Raw genomic sequence first — 18,465 nt, forward strand, 5'->3', positions numbered from 1 at the left:
TGCGACGATAGGAGCCCGGCCGGATTCAGCCAATCGTCATCCTGTCGGCGCATTATCCGGGAACGATAGACGCGATCCACGGATTGGAAGGGCCATGCTTCGCACGCTGAAACGTCTCGTCACCCACGTCTGCACGCCGGACGAGCTGGACATGATCGAGCACTATCCGACCCGCGCCGAGAAACTGGCGGACCTGTGGGTCCATGTCGTCGGCCTGATGCTGGCGGCGGTCGGCGGCATCATCCTGGCGGGTCTGGCGGGCGTCTATACCGGCATCGGCGGCGTCATGGCGACGGCCATCTATGCGTTGTGCCTGGTCGGCATGCTGACGGCCTCGACCATCTACAACTGGACCAATCCCTGCGCCGCGCGCCCCGTACTGCGGCGGCTGGACGAAGCGGCCATCTTCCTGATGATCGCGGGCAGCTACACCCCCTTCACGACCCAGCGGTTCGAGGGCCTCTGGTCCGTCGGCTTCACCACCCTGATCTGGACCCTGGCCTTCATGGGCGCCGGGGTGAAGCTGTTCGCGCCGCGCATCTCGGACAAGTTCTGGAGCGGCGTCTATGTCGTCTTCGGCTGGCTGGCGGTCGCCGCCCTGAAGCCGATGGTCGAGACAGTGCATCCCGTCGCCCTGGCCCTGCTGGTCATCGGCGGCCTGATCTATACGGCCGGCGTCTTCGTCTTCGTCAGCCCGCGCGTGAAGTTCCGCCGCGCCATCTGGCACGGGTTCGTCGTCACCGGCGCGACCGTGCACTGGACGGCGGTGCTGGTGGGCGTCGTCCTGGCCCCGGCCATGAGCCACGGCTGATACGTCCGCACCCGGCGCATTGACGCGGTTCTCCGCCCCCTCTGGCGCTTCGCGGCGCAAGGGGGGATAGTGACGCGTTGCAACATCGCGAGAACAAGCGTGGCTGACGAAAAAACCAAGGGTGGAAACAAGAACGAGGCGAACGCGGTCGTCATCAAGAAGTATGCGAACCGCCGTCTCTACAATACGCGGACCAGCACCTATGTGACGCTGGAAGACTTGGCCGCCATGGTGCGCGAGGGCGTCGATTTCGTCGTCTATGACGCCAAGACCAACGACGACCTGACCCGCCAGATCCTGACCCAGATCATCTTCGAGGAAGAAAGTCGGGGCGAGGCCCTGCTGCCCGTCCAGTTCCTGCGCCAGCTGATCGGCTTTTATGGCGGGTCGATGCAGGGCGTCCTGCCCTCCTATCTGGAGATGTCGCTCGCCAACTTCGGCCGCCAGCAGGAACAGTTCGCAGACCAAATGAGCCGAGCTTTCGGCGCCGGCTCCGGCGCGACCCTGATCGAGGAGACGGCCAAGGCCAATATGGCCATGTTCGAGCGCGCCATGCAGATGTTCCCGGCCTTCGGCTATCCGCGCGCCGAACCGACGGCGACGCCTGAGGCCAAGCCGGACGCAGCCCCGCCCGCCGAGGCGCCCGACGCCCTGGACGAAATGCGCCGCCAGATGGACGAGATGCGCCGCCAGATCGACAAGCTGGCGGGCGCCAAGCCCAAATGACCGACCGGATCCAGGCTGTGGGCGGACCGGAGCGCGTGGATCGTCGCGAAGGCGACCGCCGCGAACGCGAACGGCGCGCCCAGTCGGCCTCGCGCGCCCTGGTGCCGGTCGATACGCCCGAGATCGTCGAGCCCCAGCCTGCCCCGGCAAGAGCTGCCGTCCTCCCGGCGATCGAGCCGGGCGCCGCCGCCTTCGTCGCCCAGCAAATGGGCCAGAGCGGGCAGAAGCGCGGCCTGCGCGGCGGCCCGCCGGTGCTGGATGCGGCGCGCTCCGCCTATCTCGGAACCGAATACTCCGGCGCGGCCGAGCGTCGTCCGGTTGCGGGCAAGGCGGCCAAGACCAAAATCTGATCCGGCGGCACGAGGTTTGCTGGAGGCGCGGCAGAACGCCCTCAGCCGGACCTGCCCATGCCCGCCGCCTTCGCCGCCAAATTCTTCGACGTCGCCGTGGTCGCCCTGATCTTCACGGCTTTTTCGTAGGCCTACCGGCCTTCGGCCTGCTTGAGGCCGAGAATCTACCCCAAGTTCGTCACCCTCGGGCTTGTCCCGAGGGCCTACGTTTAGGCAGGACGCGACGGATTAATGGGGCTCACAAGCCTCAATGCCCGTCCGTCCGTTAAGCGCCGCCGTAGGCCCTCGGGACAAGCCCGAGGGTGACGGGCATGATCAGGTTCCGAAATCGAAATCCTTGCGGGACGAGATGATCGTCACGATGAAGCCGGCCAGCACGTCCAGCAGGATCATGATCACGATCAGGAAGAAGGTCGAGGTCGCGAACCCCGGCAGCAGCAGGAACTCCACCAGCACGGCGATGAACAGGATCATAGACAGGGCGTGATTGATGATGGCGACCCGCTGGCTGGACGTCGACTTCACCAGCTCGAAGAACAGCAGGATCAAGCCGAGGAACAGGATCAGGTCGCCCGACCCGATGGTCCATTGCGCGCCCGAAGTCATGGTGATCGAGAACAGCGGATCGCGCAGCAAGGCGTCCGCCTGAACCACCGCGTCGTCGCCCGATCCGCCGAACAGGACCACGACATTGTAGAGCACCACGGGGATCAGCAGCAGCGGAATGGCGATCAGCATGGTCGGTCCCTCTTCGCGTCCGACCTGACGGCCACGCTTGTTCATCATGAATAGCGCCGTTCTTCGTCGCCCGCCATCGCCGGCTCAGTCCCTGGGGAAACCGCCCGCGCGGCTGAGCGCCGACGGCGCAGGCCGGCCGATGGCCTCACCGATCCAGCGCGCCGCAGCGATCAGGGCGTCCAGGTCATAGCCCGTCTCGAACCCACCCCGCGTCAGCATATAGACCAGGTCCTCGGTGGCGATATTGCCCGTTGCGCCCGGCGCGAACGGACAGCCGCCGATGCCGCCGACGGAGGCGTCCAGCACGTCGATCCCGGCCTCGACCCCGGCGTAGGCGTTGGCCAGGCCGGTGTTGCGCGTATCGTGGAAATGCAGGCGCAGGGTCGCGTTCGGCGCTGCGGCCCTGGCCGCCTCGACCTTCTTCGTCACCGCCCAGGGATCGCCCGCGCCGATGGTGTCGGCCAAGCCGATCTCACCTACGCCCATCTCGGCGATGGCTCCGACCATGTCCGCGACCTGATCGACCGAGACCTCGCCGTCGAACGGACAGCCCCAGACGCACGAGATCATGGCCGACAGCGACGGCGCGCCGTCGCTGGCTTCGGCGTTGTGCCTGCGCGCGACGATCTCGCCCAGCATCGCCAGCTGATCCTTCACCGCCAGCCCCTGGTTCTTCAGGCCGAAGCCGTCGGTGGCCGCGACCGAGACATTGACCTCGTCCACACCCGTCGCCAGCGCCCGGTCATAACCCTTGCCGTTCAGCACCAGGCCGATGCGGCTGCGGCCCGCCTCGTGCGGCAGGGCGGCCATGACCTCTTCGGCGCCGGCCATCTGCGGCACATATTTGGGATGGACGAAGGAGACGGCCTCGATCCGTTTCGCCCCCGCCCCTTCTAGCCGCCGCACCAGATCGGCGCGGACGGCGGGCTCCAGCACGGCCTTTTCGTTCTGCAGCCCGTCGCGCGGACCGACCTCGACGATCTGGATGAACCGGCCCATCACGAGCCTCCTGCGCCCGACCCGTTCCGGGGCGGCGGCGCATAGAGGGTCAGGTTGACCTCGTCCCCGCCCGAATAGTTGAAGCCGTTGACCGTCCCGACCGCGCGCCCCGACACGCCCAGTCGGGCCGCCGCCGCACGGAAGGCGTCGGCGTCGCGCCCCTCGACGATAGCGGGACGCCCTTCGGCCAGGGCCTGAGCGGCGCCTTGCGCGTCGGTCAGATCGGTGTCGCGCCCGGTCAGGAAGACGAAGCTGGGTTCATGGAAGCCGGTGATCGCCACCGGCCCCGGCGTGCGGCCCTGGCGCGGATGCAGGTCAGCCGCCTCCAGCGCCTTTTCAAGCTGCGGCGCGACAGCCAGCGGCCGAAGTTGCCGGATCGTGCCGGCCAGGGCCGCATGGGCCACGATGCCGAAGGCCAGAGACGCGACCAAGGCCGCGACGGGCGCCCGGTTCAGCAACAGGAAACCCCCCATCGCCCCCGCCGCCAGCGCCATGACCACCGTCAGCGCCGCCCAGGTCTGGGCCGTCGAGGTGCCATAGACCGTCAGGCCATAGACGGTGATGCCGATGACCAGCAGGGCCGCAAACGCCGCGAGCGCCGCGCCGGTGATCCTCGACACCTTGCCGATCGGCTGGGCCAGGGCGGCGGCGGCCAGCAGGGCCAGCGCCCCGAAAGTCGGCAGGGTGTAGTGCCACAGCTTGGTCGGGGCCAGTTCGAACATCAGCCAGCCGGGCACCAGCCAGCAGACCAGGAACCGGATCGCCGGCTCGGCCCGCCGGCTCCAGCCGGTCGCGACTGCGGCGGGCAGCAACAGGGTCGAGGGGAAGAACAGCAGAGGCGCCAGCAGCAGATACATGCCGGGGAAACCCGAATGGCTTTCGTGCGCGCCGGCGATCTTGGGCGCCAGGTCGCCGCCGATGGCCTCGCGCCAGAAACCGCCGTCGGTGGCGATGGTGATTGCGATGGCCCACGGCCCGACCATCAGGGCGACCAGCGGCAGCCCCCAGCCCCAGCCGAGGCGATAGAGCCATTTGACGTTCCGGTCCCAGATCGACAGGGCGATGATGGCCAGGGCGATGACCAGGAACCCGATCGGCCCCTTGATCAGGGTCGAGAGGCCGATGCCGATCCAGAACAGCAGCTTGTGCAGCCGGATTGGTCGTTCGCCCGCCCGTGTCGCCATATAGATGCGCGCCAGCGCCGCCATGGCCAGGGTGGTCGCCCCGCACAGCATGGCGTCGGTCTTGGCGATCCCCGCCTCGGTCGACAGCAGGAAGGTCGCCCCCATGATGGCCCCGCCGAAGAAGCCGACCCGGCTGCCCAGCATGGCCGACCCGGCCCAGGCCACGGCCCAAGCCGCCAGCATGGCGCCCAGCAGGGAGGGGATGCGATAGGGGGCGATCTCGCGGTCCTCGACATCCGAGGTCAGGCCGACGGCGACGGCCTGCATCCAGTAGATGCCGACCGGCTTCTTCCACCGCGGCTCGTCCTGATAGCGGATATCGACATAGTCGCCGCTTTCCAGCATCTGGGACGTGGCCTGGGCGAAGCGGCTCTCGTCGCGGTCCAGCGGCGGCAGCAGCAACAGGCCGGGCAAGCCCGCGATCAGCGTCAGCAGGGCCGCGAGGAGCGGGCCTCGCCAGCCGGCGATGCGGCCATCCAGATCAAAAGTCTTCATTCCAGACTCCTTACACGGCGACCGCGCCGTCGTCAGCCGTCTCCCCTAAGCCGTCGTTATCCTCTATGGAGCGGCGATGACCGTCGAGACACCCGAGATTTCCGTCGTCGTTCCCGTCCATGACGAGGCCGGCGCCGCCGTGCCCCTGGCGCGCGAGATCGCCGCCGCCTTCGACGGACGATCCTACGAGATGATCTTCGTGGACGACGCCTCCAGGGACGCCACCCTGGCCGAGCTGAAAGCCGCCATGGCCGAACTGCCGGCCCTGCGCGTCTTGGCCCACGGGACCAATGCGGGCCAGAGCCGCGCGGTCCGCACCGGCGTGCTGGCGGCCCGCGCGCCGGTCGTCGTGACGATGGACGGCGACGGCCAGAACCCGCCGGCCGACGCGCCGCGCCTGGTCGACGCCCTGCTGGCCGCCCCCGCCGACGTCGGCCTGGTCGGCGGCCGCCGCGCCAAGCGCCAGGACACCGAGGCCAAGCGCCAGGCCTCGATCTGGGCCAACCGCATCCGTCGCCGCCTGCTGGGCGACGACGCCGACGACACCGGCTGCGGGCTGAAGGCTTTCCGCCGCGACGTCTTCCTGCGCCTGCCCTACTTCGATCACATCCACCGCTACCTGCCGGCCCTGATGATCCGCGAAGGGTTCAGGAACCAGTACCTCGACGTGGACCACCGCCACCGCGAGGTCGGCCGCTCGAAATACACCAACTGGGGCCGGCTTCGGGCGTCCTTCTCGGACCTGCTGGGCGTCATGTGGCTGAAGACCCGCTCACGCCGGCCGGGCGCGATCTCGGAGTTTTGAGACAATAACCCTCACCTCCCCATCGGCGCAGGCCGATGGGGAGGACAGATCGCGTAACGATCAGGAGGGGGCGACTTGGACGGCAACGATCTCTCTGCCCGCTTCTGACACCCGGTCGCCCTCTCCTGGCGCTCGCTGACGCGACCGCCTGTCCTCTCCGTTCGCCTTCGCGAACAGGGAAGTGAGCCAAACAAAAAGGGCGGGGTCTCGCGACCCCGCCCTTCTGCATTTCAGCGTCGGCTGGCTTGGACTTAGAAGTCCATGCCGCCCATGCCGCCCATTCCACCCATGTCGGGGGCGCCGCCGGAGCCACCCTTCTTGGGAGCGTCGGCGACGGCCGCTTCGGTCGTGATCAGGATCGAGGCCACCGAGGCGGCGTCGGTCAGGGCGGTGCGAACCACCTTGGCCGGGTCGATCACGCCCATGGCGACCAGGTCGCCGTACTCTTCCGTCTGGGCGTTGAAGCCGTAGGTGGCGGAGCTGTTTTCCAGCACCTTGCCCACGACGATCGAGCCTTCGACGCCGGCGTTTTCCACGATCTGGCGGATCGGGGCCTGGATGGCGCGACGGATGATGGCGATGCCGGCGGTCTGGTCGGCGTTGTCGCCGGTCAGGCCGTCAAGCGCCTTGGTCGCCTTCAGCAGGGCGATGCCGCCGCCGGGGACGATGCCTTCTTCAACCGCTGCACGCGTGGCGTTCAGGGCGTCGTCGACGCGGTCCTTCTTTTCCTTCACTTCGACTTCGGTCGAGCCGCCGACGCGGATGACGGCGACGCCGCCGGCCAGCTTGGCCAGACGTTCCTGCAGCTTTTCCTTGTCGTAGTCCGAGGTGGTGTCCTCGATCTGGCGCTTGATCTGGCCGATGCGGGCCTCGATCTCTTCCTTGCCGCCGACGCCGTCCACGATGGTGGTGTCGTCCTTGGTGATGGTGACCTTCTTGGCCTTGCCGAGCATGTCGATCGTGACGTTCTCAAGCTTGATCCCCAGATCTTCCGAGATGACCTGGCCGCCGGTCAGGACGGCGATGTCCTCCAGCATGGCCTTGCGGCGATCACCGAAGCCCGGCGCCTTGACGGCGGCGACGCGCAGGCCGCCCCGCAGCTTGTTGACCACCAGGGTGGCCAGGGCCTCGCCTTCGATGTCCTCGGCGATGATCACCAGCGGACGGCCCGATTGCACGACGGCTTCCAGGATCGGCAGCATGGCCTGCAGCGACGACAGCTTCTTCTCGAACAGCAGGATCAGAGGCTCTTCGAGTTGAACCTCCATCTTGTCGGCGTTGGTGATGAAGTAAGGGCTCAGGTAGCCGCGGTCGAACTGCATGCCTTCGACGACGTCCAGCTCGGTCTCGGCGGTCTTGGCTTCCTCGACCGTGATGACGCCTTCGTTGCCGACCTTGGCCATGGCCTTGGCGATCATTTCGCCGACTTCAGCGTCGCCGTTGGCCGAGATGGTGCCGACCTGGGCGATCTCGGAGTTGTTTTCGACCTTCTTGGCCGAGGCCTTGATGTCGGCGAGGACGGCGGTGACGGCCTTGTCGATGCCGCGCTTCAGATCCATCGGATTCATGCCGGCGGCGACGGCCTTGAGGCCTTCCTGCACGATCGATTGCGCCAGGACGGTTGCGGTGGTGGTGCCGTCGCCCGCCTTATCGTTCGTCTTCGAAGCGACTTCGCGGATCATCTGGGCGCCCATGTTCTCGAAGGCGTCTTCCAGCTCGATCTCTTTGGCGACCGACACGCCGTCCTTGGTCGAGCGCGGGGCGCCGAAGGACTTCTGGATCACGACGTTGCGGCCCTTGGGACCGAGCGTCACCTTGACGGCGTTGGCGAGGACGTTGACGCCGCGCAGCATCTTGTCGCGCGCGTCGGTGTTGAACTGTACGATTTTAGCGGCCATGCGGGCAGCTCCTATCTAGATGGATTGATTGAAGAAACGCGAACGTCGGGTGCTTAGGACAGCACGCCCAGGACGTCGGATTCCTTCATGATGATCAGGTCGTCGCCGTCGATCTTCACTTCCGTGCCCGACCACTTGCCGAACAGGATGCGGTCGCCGGCCTTCAGCTCCAGGGCGTTGACCTTGCCGGATTCGTCACGAACGCCGGGGCCGACGGAGACGACTTCGCCTTCCTGCGGCTTTTCCTTGGCGGTGTCGGGGATGATGATCCCGCCCTTGGTCTTGGATTCTTCTTCAACGCGCTTAACAAGCACGCGGTCGCCGAGCGGACGAAACGCCATCGGTTCTCTCCTTATGTACCCCCGGACGGGGGCGACTTGAAAACGGTGGGTCAGCCTCTCTTCGATCACCGTTTTGGCAGCCGACCGTCGAGAGTGCTAACGCGAGCGGGAGGTAGTCAGAGCGCAGGGCGACGTCAAGCGCGCCGTCGCCGGCCGTCTGCGAAACTTCCGCGACAAATGAACCGAAAATGAATGGCGGGCTCCGGGGCTGTTCAAGCGGGGGCTGGCAGAACCGTTTCAACGCTGGAGGCATTTCCTCTCTCGGAAACGCCGAACCGGTCGGAAAATAAAAGGAGACGACCATGTCCAACTTGCTGAAGATCACCGCCGCCGTCGCCGCCCCGGTCGTCGCCATGAGCCTGATGGCCGCCCCGGCCTCGGCCCAATCGCGTGATCGCGACGACACTGGTCGCAACGCCCTGATCGGCGCCGCCGTCGGCGGTCTGGCCGGCGCCATCTACGGCAACGGCGACGGCCGCTACATCGCCGGCGGCGCCCTGGGCGGCGCAGCCATCGGCGCCGTGGCGTCGTCCTCAAACCGGGGTTCGGGCTGCGAATATTATCGCGGCGGCCAGTGCTACCGGAACCAGGGCCACTGGGAACGCGAGCACGGCATCAACAGCCGCGACTCGCGCTACGAACAGCGCCGCGACTACCGCGATTATCGCCGCGAGCAACGCTATGACCGCCGCGACGATCGCCGGGATTACCGCCACGACCGCCGCTGGTAGTCGCTCGACGGTTTGAAGACAATGAAGGGCTCGGCCGCAAGGCCGGGCCCTTTCTTGGTCAGCCCATCAGCCGCGTCATCAACCCCGCCGTGGACGGATCCAGGTCTGCGGACGGCCCCCCGGCGTCCACGTCCTTCAGGATCGCCTTGGCTAGGACCTTGCCCAGTTCGACGCCCCACTGGTCGAAGCTGTTGATGTCCCAGATCACGCCCTCGACGAAGGTCTTGTGCTCATAGAGGGCCAAGAGGGCGCCCAGGGTCTCGGGCGTCAGGCGGTCCATGACGATGGCCGTCGAGGGGCGGTTGCCGGTGAAGGTGCGGTGGGACGCCAGACGGGTCGCCTCTTCCTCCGACAGGCCCTGGGCCAGGCCCTCGGCCTTGGCCGCCTCGGTCGTCTTGCCCAGCATCAGAGCCTGCCCTTGCGCCAGGGCGTTGGACCACAGAGGGCTCTCCGGCGCGTCGGCATGGGTTTTGGCGACGATGACGAACTCGGCCGGGACGATCTGCGGTCCCTGGTGAATCTGCTGGAAGAAGGCGTGCTGGCCGTTGGTGCCGGGCTCGCCGAACACGACCGGACAGGTCTGACGCGTCACAGGCGTGCCGTCGCGATGCACCCGCTTGCCGTTCGATTCCATCTCCAGCTGCTGCAGGAAGGACGGCAGGCGGCGCAGGGCATGGGCGTAGGGGGCGACGGTGCGGGCCGGTCGGTTCAGGCCGTCGACGTTGAACACCTGGGCCAGGGCCAACAGGATCGGCGCGTTCTGCTCCAGCGGGGCCGAGACGAAATGGTCGTCCATGGCCGCAGCCCCGGCCAGCATCTGTTCGAACACGTCCCAGCCCAGGGCGATGCCGCACGACAGGCTGACCGCCGACCACAGCGAATACCGACCGCCGACCCAGTCCCGGAAGGCGAAGGTGCGGCCGCAGCCGAAGGCCGCCGCCTTGTCCGGCGCCGCCGTCACGCCGATGAAATGTCTGGTCATGCCCTCGGCTGGCAGGGACGCGGCCAGCCACGCCTTGGCCGCCTCGGCGTTGGCCAAGGTCTCCTGGGTGGTGAAGGTCTTGGACACGACCACCACCAGGGTGGTTTCGGGGTCCAGGCCGGTCAGGGCCTCGGCCATGTCGCGCGGGTCGATATTGGCGACGAACCGCAGGTCGATGGCCGGGTCCAGCGGGCGAAGGGCGTCCCAGACCACGCGCGGCCCCAGGTCCGATCCGCCGATGCCGACATGGACGATGGCCTCGAACTTTTTGCCTGTAGCCCCCGCCTCTGCGCCCGAGCGCACGGCGTCGGCATAGGTCTTCATGTCCGCCCGCACGGCGTCCACCTCGGCCGAGACCGGTTCGCCCAAGGCGTGAAAGTCGGCGCCCGGTGCGGCGCGCAGGGCCGGGTGCAGCACGGCCCGCCCCTCGGTCAGGTTGACCGCCTCGCCGGCGAACAGGGCCGCGCGACGTCCCTCGACGTCGGACGCCCGCGCCAGATCCAGACAGGCGTCGAAGGCGGCCTTGGTCCAGCTCTGTTTCGACAGGTCCAGATACAGGCCCGCCGCCTCGACCGACATCCGCGCCAGCCGATCAGGATCGGCGGCGAACTGATCCACGATCCGGGTCTGGCCCGCCTCGGCGGCGGTGCGATCGAATGTCTTCCAGGCGTCGTCGCGGCTCATGGCGTCCTCGGTCGATGATGTGGGCGTTGGAGAAGGTAAACACTCGTTTACGGGTCGGGGGTAAAGAGGTTCAACGTCCTAGCGGACGGTGAAACAGGAAGTCATCCCCATGTCTTGCGGCCTCGCGCTTTCGATCGCCCTGGCGATGTCCAATCCCGCCGTCGCCCTGGCGGCCGATCAGCCGCCGGCCGCCGTCGGCGCGCCGATCTCCGTGGCGGGCGAGCCCTTGTTCGCCGACATCATCTCGCGCTCGACCAGCCTGAAGGCCATGGTCGACGGCTGGGCGGCCGCCAAGGCCGCCGACGACGCCGCCTTCTTCACCAGCCAGGCCTTCACCGGCTTCAAGGCCCAGGCCGAACAGCTGGCCGCGCTCGACATGCAGGGCCACCTGATCCTGAAGGAACGCGGCACCGACGGCGACCTGAAATGCATCCTGCGCGGCATCTCCGAGGACATGCCCAAGAAGGTTCAGGCCGTTCAGGCCGCCGCCAACCCAGCCGAACGCGCCACAGCCCTGTCGGAACTGTCCTATCTGCTGAACGACAACGTCGAAGTCATCACCGCCCCGCCGCAGCCGGAAGTCTGACGCCATCTAAAGGGCGTTCAGCGTCTCCAGAACGCCCTTGCCGTAACGATCCAGCTTGGACTGACCGACGCCGGAGATGGCGCCGAGGCTGTTCAGGTCGCCCGGCTCGGCCTGGGCGATTTCCAGCAGGGTCTTGTCCTGGAAGATGACATAGGGCGGGACATGCTGTTCCGAGGCGCGGTCGCGGCGCCAGGCTCGCAGGGCCTCGAACCGGGCGCGGACGTCGGCGTCCATGGTCTCCAGGGCGGCGTTGCGGCCCTCGCCGGTGCGGTCGCGGCGATTGCGCGAATTGCCCGAGCGCGTGCCGGCGTCGAAGCCTGCGGGAACGCGCCGCACTTCGATCTTGCGTTCGGCCTTGTAGACGGCGCGCACCGCCTCGCCGTCGCCCAGACCGACCAAAGGCTTGCCGTCGTTGGCGTCCTCGACCAGCAGGCCTTCGAACAGCAGGTGATCGACGATGTCGCGCCAGCCGTTGGGCGAGATGTCGGCGCCGATGCCCCAGGTCGACAGCTGTTGCTCCCACGGCTGGACCGCTTTGGTGCGGCCGGTCAGGTGGTCGACGATCCGGCCCCGTCCGAACCGGCCGCCCAGCCGTTGGACCGCCGCCAGGGCCTTTTGCGCGGGGACGGTGGCGTCATAGAGCTGAGGCGGGTCGCCGCAGATGTCGCAGACGCCGCAAGGCTCCGCATCGGTCTCGCCGAAATAGCGGCGCACGGCCTGGGCGCGACAGACGGCGCCGTCCAGCATGGCGAACAGCTGGCGAGCCTTGCGCACCTGGACCTGTTTGACCTCCTCGGCCATCGGGCGGCTGTCCAGCCGACGCAGGGCCCAGGCGATGTCGGAGGGGCCATACAGGGTGATGCCCTCGGCCGGTTCGCCGTCGCGGCCGCCCCGGCCGATCTCCTGCCAATAGGCCTCGAGGCTGCCCGGCGGATCGGCGTGGATGACGAAGCGCACGTCGGCCTTATCGACCCCCATGCCGAAGGCGATGGTGGCGACCATGACGGCGCCCTCCTCGGCCAGGAACCGTTCCAGCCGGCGGTCCCGCTCCTTGTTGTCCATGCCGGCGTGATAGGCGATGGCGTTGGTCCCGGCGTCGCGCAGCGCCTGGGCCACGCGGTCGCAGCCGTCGCGGCTGCCGCAATAGACGACGCCCGGCTTGCCGCGCCGCTCGCGCACCAGTTCGATGACGCGGGCGTCGGTCTTGGCGCGCGAGGCGCTTTCCTTGCGCTCGGCCGACAGTTGCAGGTTCGGGCGGGCGAAGCTGTCGACGAAGACCTTGGCCTCTTCGAGCCGCAGCGAGCGCAGGATGTCGTCGCGGGTGCGGGCGTCGGCCGTGGCCGTCACCGCGATGCGCGGCACATGGGGAAACCGCTCGGCCAGCAGACCCAGGTTGCGATAGTCTGGGCGGAAGTCGTGGCCCCATTGCGAGACGCAGTGGGCCTCGTCGATGGCGATCAGGCTCAATGGCAGTTCGGCCAGCCGGTCCATCATGGCCCCGGCCGCCAGGCCTTCGGGCGAGACGTAGAGCAGGTCCAGATCGCCGGAGCGGGCGGCGGCCCAGATGGCCGACCGTTCGTCCATCGAGACGCCGGAATCCAGGCGAGCCGCAGCGACGCCCTGTTGTTTCAACGCCTCGACCTGGTCGGTCATCAGGGCGATCAGGGGCGAGACCACAAGGCCCAGGCCGGGGCGCAGGATGGCGGGGATCTGGTAGCAGACGCTCTTGCCGCCGCCGGTCGGCAGGACGGCCAGCACATCGCCGCCGGACAGGATCTGCTCGACCACCTGACCCTGCATGCCCCGGAAATCGGCGTGCCCCCAGACGCGCGACAGCAGGGCCCGCGCGTCGTTCAGGTCAGGCGTATCGGTCGATGAGAACTGGGGCTGCGTGGCCGGCATCCTTAAGCTGTGCACTCTTTGTTCCCGCAAGCGAAGTCCTACAGGCGGCGAGAGGCGGCCTGTGGTCTCATCGGATGGGGATTAATTCAGTGGCCCGTTCAGTGCGCGGGGGCTTCGGCGAACTGGCCGCCGACGCGGTAGCGCCACAGATAGGACGGGGCGATGGCCGCCATGCCGGCCGGATGATCGATGCCCAGGTCGCCGAGGCCCAGAGCGTCGGGGGCCACGACATTGTCCTTCTCCAGCATCAGCACCTGATCGCGGGTCAGCGGCGGGGTGACGCCGACGAACCGGCTCAGTTGCAGCAGCGAGCCCAGGGGCCTGGCGACGGCGAAGGGCACGGGGACCAGCATCCGGTCGCGCCCGGTCTCGCGGCGCACCAGCTCCAGCACTTCGCGGAAGGTGTAGAGGCTCGGCCCGCCCAGTTCGAAGGTGCGGCCCGCCGCATCGACGCGGGTCACGCCGCGCGCGATGGCTTCGGCGACGTCGCCGACATAGACCGGCTGAAACTGGGTCTCCCCGCCGCCGATCAGCGGCAGGACCGGCGACATCGTCGCCATGGACGCAAAGCGGTTCAGGAAGCCGTCGCCGGCGCCGAACACCAGCGAAGGCCGCAGGATCACCGCATCGGGATAGACGGCGCGCACGGCTTCTTCGGCCTTGGCCTTGGTGCGGCCGTAGGCCGAGGGGCTGGCGGCGTCGGCGCCGATGGCCGAGATCTGGACCAGACGCTGGACGCCCGCCGCCCTGGCGGCCGAGGCGATGGTCTTGGCGGCTTCAGTGTGCACGGCGTCGAAGCCGCGCTTGCCGCCCGCGTCGTGCAGGACGCCGACCAGATTGACCACGGCGTCCGCGCCGCGCACGGCGGCGGCCACATCCTCGGCGCTGGTGATGTCGCAGCGCATGAACTGGATCTGGCCGGGATCGCCCAGCGGCTGGATCTCGATGGCCAGGACCGGGTTGCGCACGGCCACGCGAATGCGCCAGCCGCGACGCGCCAGGGCGCGCACCGCCTGCGACCCGATAAAGCCCGATCCTCCGAAGAGAGTCACGACGCCGGGGGCGAGGTCAGCCATGGGGAAAGCTCCAGTCGAAATCCGTGTCGGCGGGATAGACGATAGGGCGCCGCACCGCAACGCGGGCGTTCACGGCGACGCTGGCGATCCGCCCGTCGTCGCCCATCTGATGTGTATGAAGCTTTTCACCATCGGTTACGAAGGCGCGACCCAGGCGGAGGTGATCGCGCGCTTGAAGACGGCGGGAGTCGAGACCCTGGTCGATGTCCGCGCCGTCGCCGCCTCACGCCGCGCCGGCTTTTCCAAGACGATCTTGGGCGAGAGCCTGAAGGCGGAAGGGATCGACTACCTGCACCTGCGCGGCCTGGGCACGCCCAAGGCCGGCCGTGACGCCGCGCGCAAGGGCCGGGTCGCCGAGATGCGCGCCATCTTCGCCGATCACCTGGCCGAGCCTCAGGCCCAGGTGGAATACGAGCGGGTGAAGGCGCTGGCGGGCGAGAAACGCGTGGCCCTGCTGTGCTTCGAGGCCAACCACGCCGGCTGCCACCGCGCCGTCCTGGCCGAGCGGCTGGTGGCCGAGGACGGCGCGACGGTGGTCAACCTATAGGATCAGAACCGGGCAGCCCCGAGCCGTCTCCTCCCCATGAAATGGGGAGGAGGCGCGGCGCGCCTTCGCGCCGTGACGGAGGGGCTATTCGACGCATCGCAGGCGTCCGTGGGACTTCAAGAGCCCCTCCACCACGCTGCGCGCAGTCGCCCTCCCCGCTTCGCAGGGAGGAGACGATTTCACTTACGGACGTCCCACCAGTTGATCGACCGAACCGCTGGTGACCGGGTGATACAGAGGCCGGGCCTCGGCGTAGATGCGGCGGGCGATGGGGCGGCCCCAGTCGCCTTCGTTCCACAGGGTCTGGAACAGGGGCAGGACGAACTTGCGGCGGCCCTGGCTGGTCAGGAAGGCGTCCGCTGTGGCGACGGCGGGCTGATAGCGATGCGCCAGGGCGATCTGAAGCCAGCCGAAGGTCAGTTCGGCATTGCCCTCGTTCGCCAGGTTCAGGGTGCGTTCCAGATCGGCCAGCTGCGCGTTGGTCAGCCAGTCGGCGCCGGCAGCCAGCCCCTCGGGACGCCAGCCCAGGAAACGCTGGCGCTGCTGGGTGTTCCAGTCGGCCCACGGGATGGCCGAGGCCGGTCCCTTGTCCTTGAAGAAGGCGACGGCGGCGGCATCGACGGGCGTGAAGGCGTTCGACACCGGGGCCATGGCGTTCGACGGCAGACCGGGCTGATAGACCCAGGAGTCCAGCTGCAGTTCGGATTCCAGGGCTGCGTCGCCGTTCACCAGATGGGTGCGGATGTCGGCCAGGAACATGGCCGTGGTCATCGGCCGATAGGCGTTGCGGTCGAAATAGCCGCGCAGCCAGGCGTCGAACCGCTCACGGCCGACGATGCGTTCGATGGTGCGCAGGAAGGCTGAACCCTTGTCATAGGCGATGGTGTTCATGCCGTCGTCGGGATCGCGACCCAGCAGGTTCAGGTGCAGCCGGGTGTCGTCGGCGGGCAGGGATTTCAGTTCGTCCTGAAACCCGTCCCAGCTCAGCACCTGTTCCTGAACCGCGCGATCATAGCCGTAGACCGACTCCATGATCCGGTTCTCGAAATAGGTGGTGAAGCCCTCGTTCAGCCAGAAGTCGTTCCAGGTGGCGTTGGTGACCAGATTGCCCGACCAGCTATGCGCCAGCTCGTGCGCCACCAGCGACACCAGCGACTGGTCGCCGGCGATGATGGTCGGGGTGGCGAAGGTCAGTTTGGGGTTTTCCATCCCGCCGAACGGGAAGCTGGGCGGCAGGACCAGCAGGTCGTAGCGGCCCCACCGATAAGGGCCGTACAGCTTCTCGGCCGCGTCCACCATTTCGGCGGTCGGCTCAAGCTCGGCGGCGGCGGCGCGCAGGCGGCTGGGCTCGGTCCAGACGCCCGAACGCTCGTCGAAGGGTGCAAAGGCGATGTCGCCGACGCCGATGGCGATCAGATAGGGCGGGATCGGATTGTTCATCCGGAAGCGCCAGGTCTTCATGCCGCCCCCTTCAGAATTGGGTGCAGCCGGCTCGCCCTTGGGCGTCAGCTGGTCGGCGCTCATGACCACGGTCAGGTCGGCGGGGGCGGTGATGCGGGCCGAATAGGTCTGGCGGATACCGGGGCTGTCCTGGGTCGGGACCCAGGTCCGGGTCAGGATCGCCTGGCCCTGGCTGAACAGATAGGGTTTCTGGCCGCCCGCCGTCTGGGTCGGGCTGAGCCATTGCAGGGCCGCCGCATCGGGACGGGTCGAGTAGCGGACGGTGATCTTGCGGCGTTCGTTGGCGGCGAAGGCGGGGAAATAGACGGTCAGGGGCTGGCCCTTGATGGCGTCGTTGTCGCCAACGACATAGCGCAGCGGCTGGCCGGCGGCGTCGCGCACGTCCTGGATGTCCAGGTTGCGGATGTCCAGGATCACCTCATTGGCGCCGGGGACGGCCAGGATGTCCAGGGTCGCCGTGCCCGACAGGGTCTTGGCCTCGAAGTTCGCGGTCAGGTCCAGCGCGACGTCGACGACGCGGGCGATCTCGGGCCGGGCGTAGGTGTGGCTGTCGACCGCATCGGGACCGGGCGCCGGAGCGACGGCGGGCGGCGTCATCGAGCCGCCCCCGGTCGTGGTGGAGCAGGCGCTCAGCCCCATTGCGGCGGCAAGGGCGAGGGCGGAGACGAGACCGAGAGCTTTGCGCTTCATCGAGGCTTTCCTGGGCTGACCGTAACGATTGGCCGGAGAACGCGCGGAAACGCCGAAAAGATCAAGTCTCGGTCAAACCGACCTCATGCCGCAGCAGCAGGCGGCAGATAATGGGAGCGGAACAGCCGTCCCCGCTCGGCGAACAGCACCCAGCCCAGGGCGATCAAACCAAAGACGGTGAAGCCCACCGACATCGGTATGGTCGTGCCGTTGAACTGTTGGCCCACTGCAAAGCCCAGCAGCGAGCCGACGATGGTGGAGATGAAGCCCTGGATCGAGGCGGCGGTGCCGGCGATCTTGCCCATCGTCTCCATGGCCATGGCGCCGAAGTTGCCGGCCAGCAGGCCGAAACAGAACATGGTCAGGGTCTGCAGCACGGCGAAGGTCCAGATCGATTCATGCCCGCTGATCGCTACGCCGGCATGGACGGCGGAAATGGCGGTGAAGCCGATCAGGGCCGTGTGCGAAATCTTGCGCGAGCCCAGTTTCACCACCAGCCGCGCATTGACGATTGAGGCCACGGCGATGCCGCCCGCGATCAGGGCGAAGATGGCCGGAAACGCCGCCTCGGCCTGGAAGACATCGGCGAAGATCTGCTGCGACGAGTTGATGAAGCCGAACAGGGCCCCGGTGATCGCCGTCATGGCCAGGGTGTAGCCGATGGCCGTGCGGTCGGTCAGGGCGATCTTGTAGGCCGCCGTCAGACGCTTGAACTGGATCGGCAGGCGATCCTCGGGCTTCAGCGTCTCGGGCAGGCGCAGGGTCGCCCACACGATCAACGCCACGCCGATCAGGCCCAGGCCCGCGAAGATCCAGCGCCACGGCCCGACCAGCATGATCAGTTGTCCCAGCGACGGCGCCAGGATCGGCACGCCCAGGAAGACCAGGAAGCTGAAGGACATGACCCGCGCCATGGTGCGGCCCTCATAGCGGTCGCGCACGATGGAGACGGCCAGCACGCGGGTGCAGGCGCTGCCCAGGCCCTGGCCGATGCGGGCCAGGATCAGCATGTCGAAGGTGGGCGCCAGGGTCGCCAGCAGGCTGAACAGCACATAGACGCCGACGCCGAACAGCAGGACGGGCTTGCGTCCGAACCGGTCCGCCAGCGGGCCGTAGAACAGCTGGGCCCCGCCGAACCCGAGCAGATAGGCGGTCACGACCCACTGGCGGTCGTTGTCGGTCGCCACATTCAGGTCCGCGCCGATGTGCGGCAGGGCCGGCAACATCGAGTCGATCGCCAGGGCGTTCAGCGCCATCATCAGGGCGATGAGACAGACGAACTCGACGAAGCCGAGCTCCTTCTTGGCGGGCGCTGACGCGAGGGAAGAAGACATTTGGGCCAGATGCGCCGTCACGCCCCGATCCGCAACCGCAGCCCTGTCACAAATTGCTGCAATGCAGCGAAGTCGGGGCAGCGAAATCAAGCTTGAACGCCAGGCGCCTCGCCAAAGCCAAGAAG

General features: G+C 67.8%; 17 protein-coding genes. 7 read left to right on the plus strand and 10 right to left on the minus strand.

The genetic code is table 11. From position 1 onward, the window contains the following. Positions 1 to 94: 94 nt before the first annotated feature. From trhA to ACP7BH_RS09415, 3 genes are all read left to right on the plus strand, one after another. Positions 95 to 811, plus strand: a complete 717-nt coding sequence (gene trhA, locus ACP7BH_RS09405; protein WP_409716698.1) for a PAQR family membrane homeostasis protein TrhA — start codon at positions 95 to 97, stop codon at positions 809 to 811. 99 nt (positions 812 to 910) lie between these two features. Then, complete coding sequence (phaR, locus tag ACP7BH_RS09410) at positions 911 to 1,537, plus strand: polyhydroxyalkanoate synthesis repressor PhaR (RefSeq protein ID WP_425981725.1); 627 nt, start codon at positions 911 to 913, stop codon at positions 1,535 to 1,537. Then, complete coding sequence (locus tag ACP7BH_RS09415) at positions 1,534 to 1,887, plus strand: hypothetical protein (protein WP_425981722.1); 354 nt, start codon at positions 1,534 to 1,536, stop codon at positions 1,885 to 1,887. The genes phaR and ACP7BH_RS09415 overlap by 4 nt, the downstream gene beginning before the upstream one ends. Before the next feature lie 315 nt (positions 1,888 to 2,202). Here the strand turns inward: ACP7BH_RS09415 and ACP7BH_RS09420 are convergent, their stop codons facing one another. From ACP7BH_RS09420 to ACP7BH_RS09430, 3 genes are all read right to left on the minus strand, one after another. Continuing rightward, a complete protein-coding gene (locus ACP7BH_RS09420; RefSeq protein ID WP_425984758.1) occupies positions 2,203 to 2,625 on the minus strand; it encodes a hypothetical protein in 423 nt (140 codons plus the stop codon). Between the two features lie 84 nt (positions 2,626 to 2,709). After that, positions 2,710 to 3,624: a hydroxymethylglutaryl-CoA lyase gene (locus ACP7BH_RS09425; protein ID WP_425981719.1), complete on the minus strand. Its 915-nt coding sequence runs from the start codon at positions 3,622 to 3,624 to the stop codon at positions 2,710 to 2,712. Then, positions 3,624 to 5,303, minus strand: coding sequence for an ArnT family glycosyltransferase (locus ACP7BH_RS09430; protein ID WP_425981716.1), 1,680 nt, complete (start codon positions 5,301 to 5,303; stop codon positions 3,624 to 3,626). Before ACP7BH_RS09430 ends, ACP7BH_RS09425 begins: the two co-directional genes overlap by 1 nt. A gap of 76 nt (positions 5,304 to 5,379) precedes the next feature. Here ACP7BH_RS09430 and ACP7BH_RS09435 point away from each other — a divergent pair, with 76 nt between their 5' ends. Next, positions 5,380 to 6,108, plus strand: coding sequence for a glycosyltransferase family 2 protein (locus tag ACP7BH_RS09435; RefSeq protein ID WP_425981712.1), 729 nt, complete (start codon positions 5,380 to 5,382; stop codon positions 6,106 to 6,108). 251 nt (positions 6,109 to 6,359) lie between these two features. On the opposite strand, the gene groL is transcribed toward ACP7BH_RS09435, so the two are convergent. Continuing rightward, entirely contained in the window at positions 6,360 to 8,006 is a 1,647-nt protein-coding gene (gene groL / locus ACP7BH_RS09440) for a chaperonin GroEL (protein ID WP_135194468.1), read from the minus strand. Between the two features lie 53 nt (positions 8,007 to 8,059). After that, on the minus strand, positions 8,060 to 8,347 hold the full coding sequence (groES, locus tag ACP7BH_RS09445; RefSeq protein ID WP_008259448.1) for a co-chaperone GroES: 288 nt from the start codon (positions 8,345 to 8,347) through the stop codon (positions 8,060 to 8,062). A 302-nt stretch (positions 8,348 to 8,649) separates the two neighbouring features. Between groES and ACP7BH_RS09450 the strand changes: the two genes are divergently transcribed. After that, complete coding sequence (locus ACP7BH_RS09450) at positions 8,650 to 9,078, plus strand: hypothetical protein (protein WP_425981711.1); 429 nt, start codon at positions 8,650 to 8,652, stop codon at positions 9,076 to 9,078. 58 nt (positions 9,079 to 9,136) lie between these two features. Here the strand turns inward: ACP7BH_RS09450 and pgi are convergent, their stop codons facing one another. Further along, positions 9,137 to 10,744, minus strand: coding sequence for a glucose-6-phosphate isomerase (pgi, locus tag ACP7BH_RS09455; RefSeq protein ID WP_425981708.1), 1,608 nt, complete (start codon positions 10,742 to 10,744; stop codon positions 9,137 to 9,139). 109 nt (positions 10,745 to 10,853) lie between these two features. Here pgi and ACP7BH_RS09460 point away from each other — a divergent pair, with 109 nt between their 5' ends. Continuing rightward, positions 10,854 to 11,330, plus strand: coding sequence for a hypothetical protein (locus ACP7BH_RS09460; RefSeq protein ID WP_425981706.1), 477 nt, complete (start codon positions 10,854 to 10,856; stop codon positions 11,328 to 11,330). A gap of 6 nt (positions 11,331 to 11,336) precedes the next feature. On the opposite strand, the gene recQ is transcribed toward ACP7BH_RS09460, so the two are convergent. Both recQ and ACP7BH_RS09470 read right to left on the minus strand, forming a co-directional pair. Then, positions 11,337 to 13,232 (minus strand): DNA helicase RecQ, encoded by a 1,896-nt coding sequence (recQ, locus tag ACP7BH_RS09465; protein ID WP_425981704.1) that lies wholly within the window; start codon positions 13,230 to 13,232, stop codon positions 11,337 to 11,339. 98 nt (positions 13,233 to 13,330) lie between these two features. Then, positions 13,331 to 14,308, minus strand: coding sequence for a complex I NDUFA9 subunit family protein (locus ACP7BH_RS09470; protein WP_425981702.1), 978 nt, complete (start codon positions 14,306 to 14,308; stop codon positions 13,331 to 13,333). Here ACP7BH_RS09470 and ACP7BH_RS09475 point away from each other — a divergent pair. Next, positions 14,307 to 14,855, plus strand: coding sequence for a DUF488 family protein (locus tag ACP7BH_RS09475; RefSeq protein ID WP_425981700.1), 549 nt, complete (start codon positions 14,307 to 14,309; stop codon positions 14,853 to 14,855). The genes ACP7BH_RS09470 and ACP7BH_RS09475 overlap by 2 nt on opposite strands. Positions 14,856 to 15,038: 183 nt before the next feature. Here the strand turns inward: ACP7BH_RS09475 and ACP7BH_RS09480 are convergent, their stop codons facing one another. Together ACP7BH_RS09480 and ACP7BH_RS09485 are read right to left on the minus strand one after the other, a co-directional pair. After that, positions 15,039 to 17,006 (minus strand): M1 family metallopeptidase, encoded by a 1,968-nt coding sequence (locus ACP7BH_RS09480; protein ID WP_425981698.1) that lies wholly within the window; start codon positions 17,004 to 17,006, stop codon positions 15,039 to 15,041. Positions 17,007 to 17,089: 83 nt separating this feature from the next. Then, positions 17,090 to 18,340 carry a multidrug effflux MFS transporter gene (locus ACP7BH_RS09485; RefSeq protein WP_425981697.1) on the minus strand — a complete coding sequence of 417 codons (1,251 nt, stop codon included), beginning with the start codon at positions 18,338 to 18,340 and terminating at the stop codon, positions 17,090 to 17,092. Positions 18,341 to 18,465: the final 125 nt, after the last annotated feature.

The organism is Brevundimonas sp. TWP2-1, from assembly GCF_049897645.1.
GTDB lineage: Bacteria > Pseudomonadota > Alphaproteobacteria > Caulobacterales > Caulobacteraceae > Brevundimonas.

What these genes read in the sequence shown, in the direction of transcription:
- ACP7BH_RS09425 (WP_425981719.1), bottom strand. Translation starts at nt 3,624, where the DNA reads ATGGGCCGGTTCATCCAGATCGTCGAGGTCGGTCCGCGCGACGGGCTG.
- ACP7BH_RS09435 (WP_425981712.1), top strand. Translation starts at nt 5,380, where the DNA reads ATGACCGTCGAGACACCCGAGATTTCCGTCGTCGTTCCCGTCCATGAC.
- ACP7BH_RS09460 (WP_425981706.1), top strand. Translation starts at nt 10,854, where the DNA reads ATGTCTTGCGGCCTCGCGCTTTCGATCGCCCTGGCGATGTCCAATCCC.
- ACP7BH_RS09475 (WP_425981700.1), top strand. Translation starts at nt 14,307, where the DNA reads ATGGGGAAAGCTCCAGTCGAAATCCGTGTCGGCGGGATAGACGATAGG.
- groES (WP_008259448.1), bottom strand. Translation starts at nt 8,347, where the DNA reads ATGGCGTTTCGTCCGCTCGGCGACCGCGTGCTTGTTAAGCGCGTTGAA.
- trhA (WP_409716698.1), top strand. Translation starts at nt 95, where the DNA reads ATGCTTCGCACGCTGAAACGTCTCGTCACCCACGTCTGCACGCCGGAC.
- recQ (WP_425981704.1), bottom strand. Translation starts at nt 13,232, where the DNA reads ATGCCGGCCACGCAGCCCCAGTTCTCATCGACCGATACGCCTGACCTG.
- groL (WP_135194468.1), bottom strand. Translation starts at nt 8,006, where the DNA reads ATGGCCGCTAAAATCGTACAGTTCAACACCGACGCGCGCGACAAGATG.
- ACP7BH_RS09470 (WP_425981702.1), bottom strand. Translation starts at nt 14,308, where the DNA reads ATGGCTGACCTCGCCCCCGGCGTCGTGACTCTCTTCGGAGGATCGGGC.
- ACP7BH_RS09420 (WP_425984758.1), bottom strand. Translation starts at nt 2,625, where the DNA reads ATGCTGATCGCCATTCCGCTGCTGCTGATCCCCGTGGTGCTCTACAAT.
- ACP7BH_RS09450 (WP_425981711.1), top strand. Translation starts at nt 8,650, where the DNA reads ATGTCCAACTTGCTGAAGATCACCGCCGCCGTCGCCGCCCCGGTCGTC.
- pgi (WP_425981708.1), bottom strand. Translation starts at nt 10,744, where the DNA reads ATGAGCCGCGACGACGCCTGGAAGACATTCGATCGCACCGCCGCCGAG.
- ACP7BH_RS09480 (WP_425981698.1), bottom strand. Translation starts at nt 17,006, where the DNA reads ATGAAGCGCAAAGCTCTCGGTCTCGTCTCCGCCCTCGCCCTTGCCGCC.
- ACP7BH_RS09430 (WP_425981716.1), bottom strand. Translation starts at nt 5,303, where the DNA reads ATGAAGACTTTTGATCTGGATGGCCGCATCGCCGGCTGGCGAGGCCCG.
- ACP7BH_RS09485 (WP_425981697.1), bottom strand. Translation starts at nt 18,340, where the DNA reads ATGTCTTCTTCCCTCGCGTCAGCGCCCGCCAAGAAGGAGCTCGGCTTC.
- ACP7BH_RS09415 (WP_425981722.1), top strand. Translation starts at nt 1,534, where the DNA reads ATGACCGACCGGATCCAGGCTGTGGGCGGACCGGAGCGCGTGGATCGT.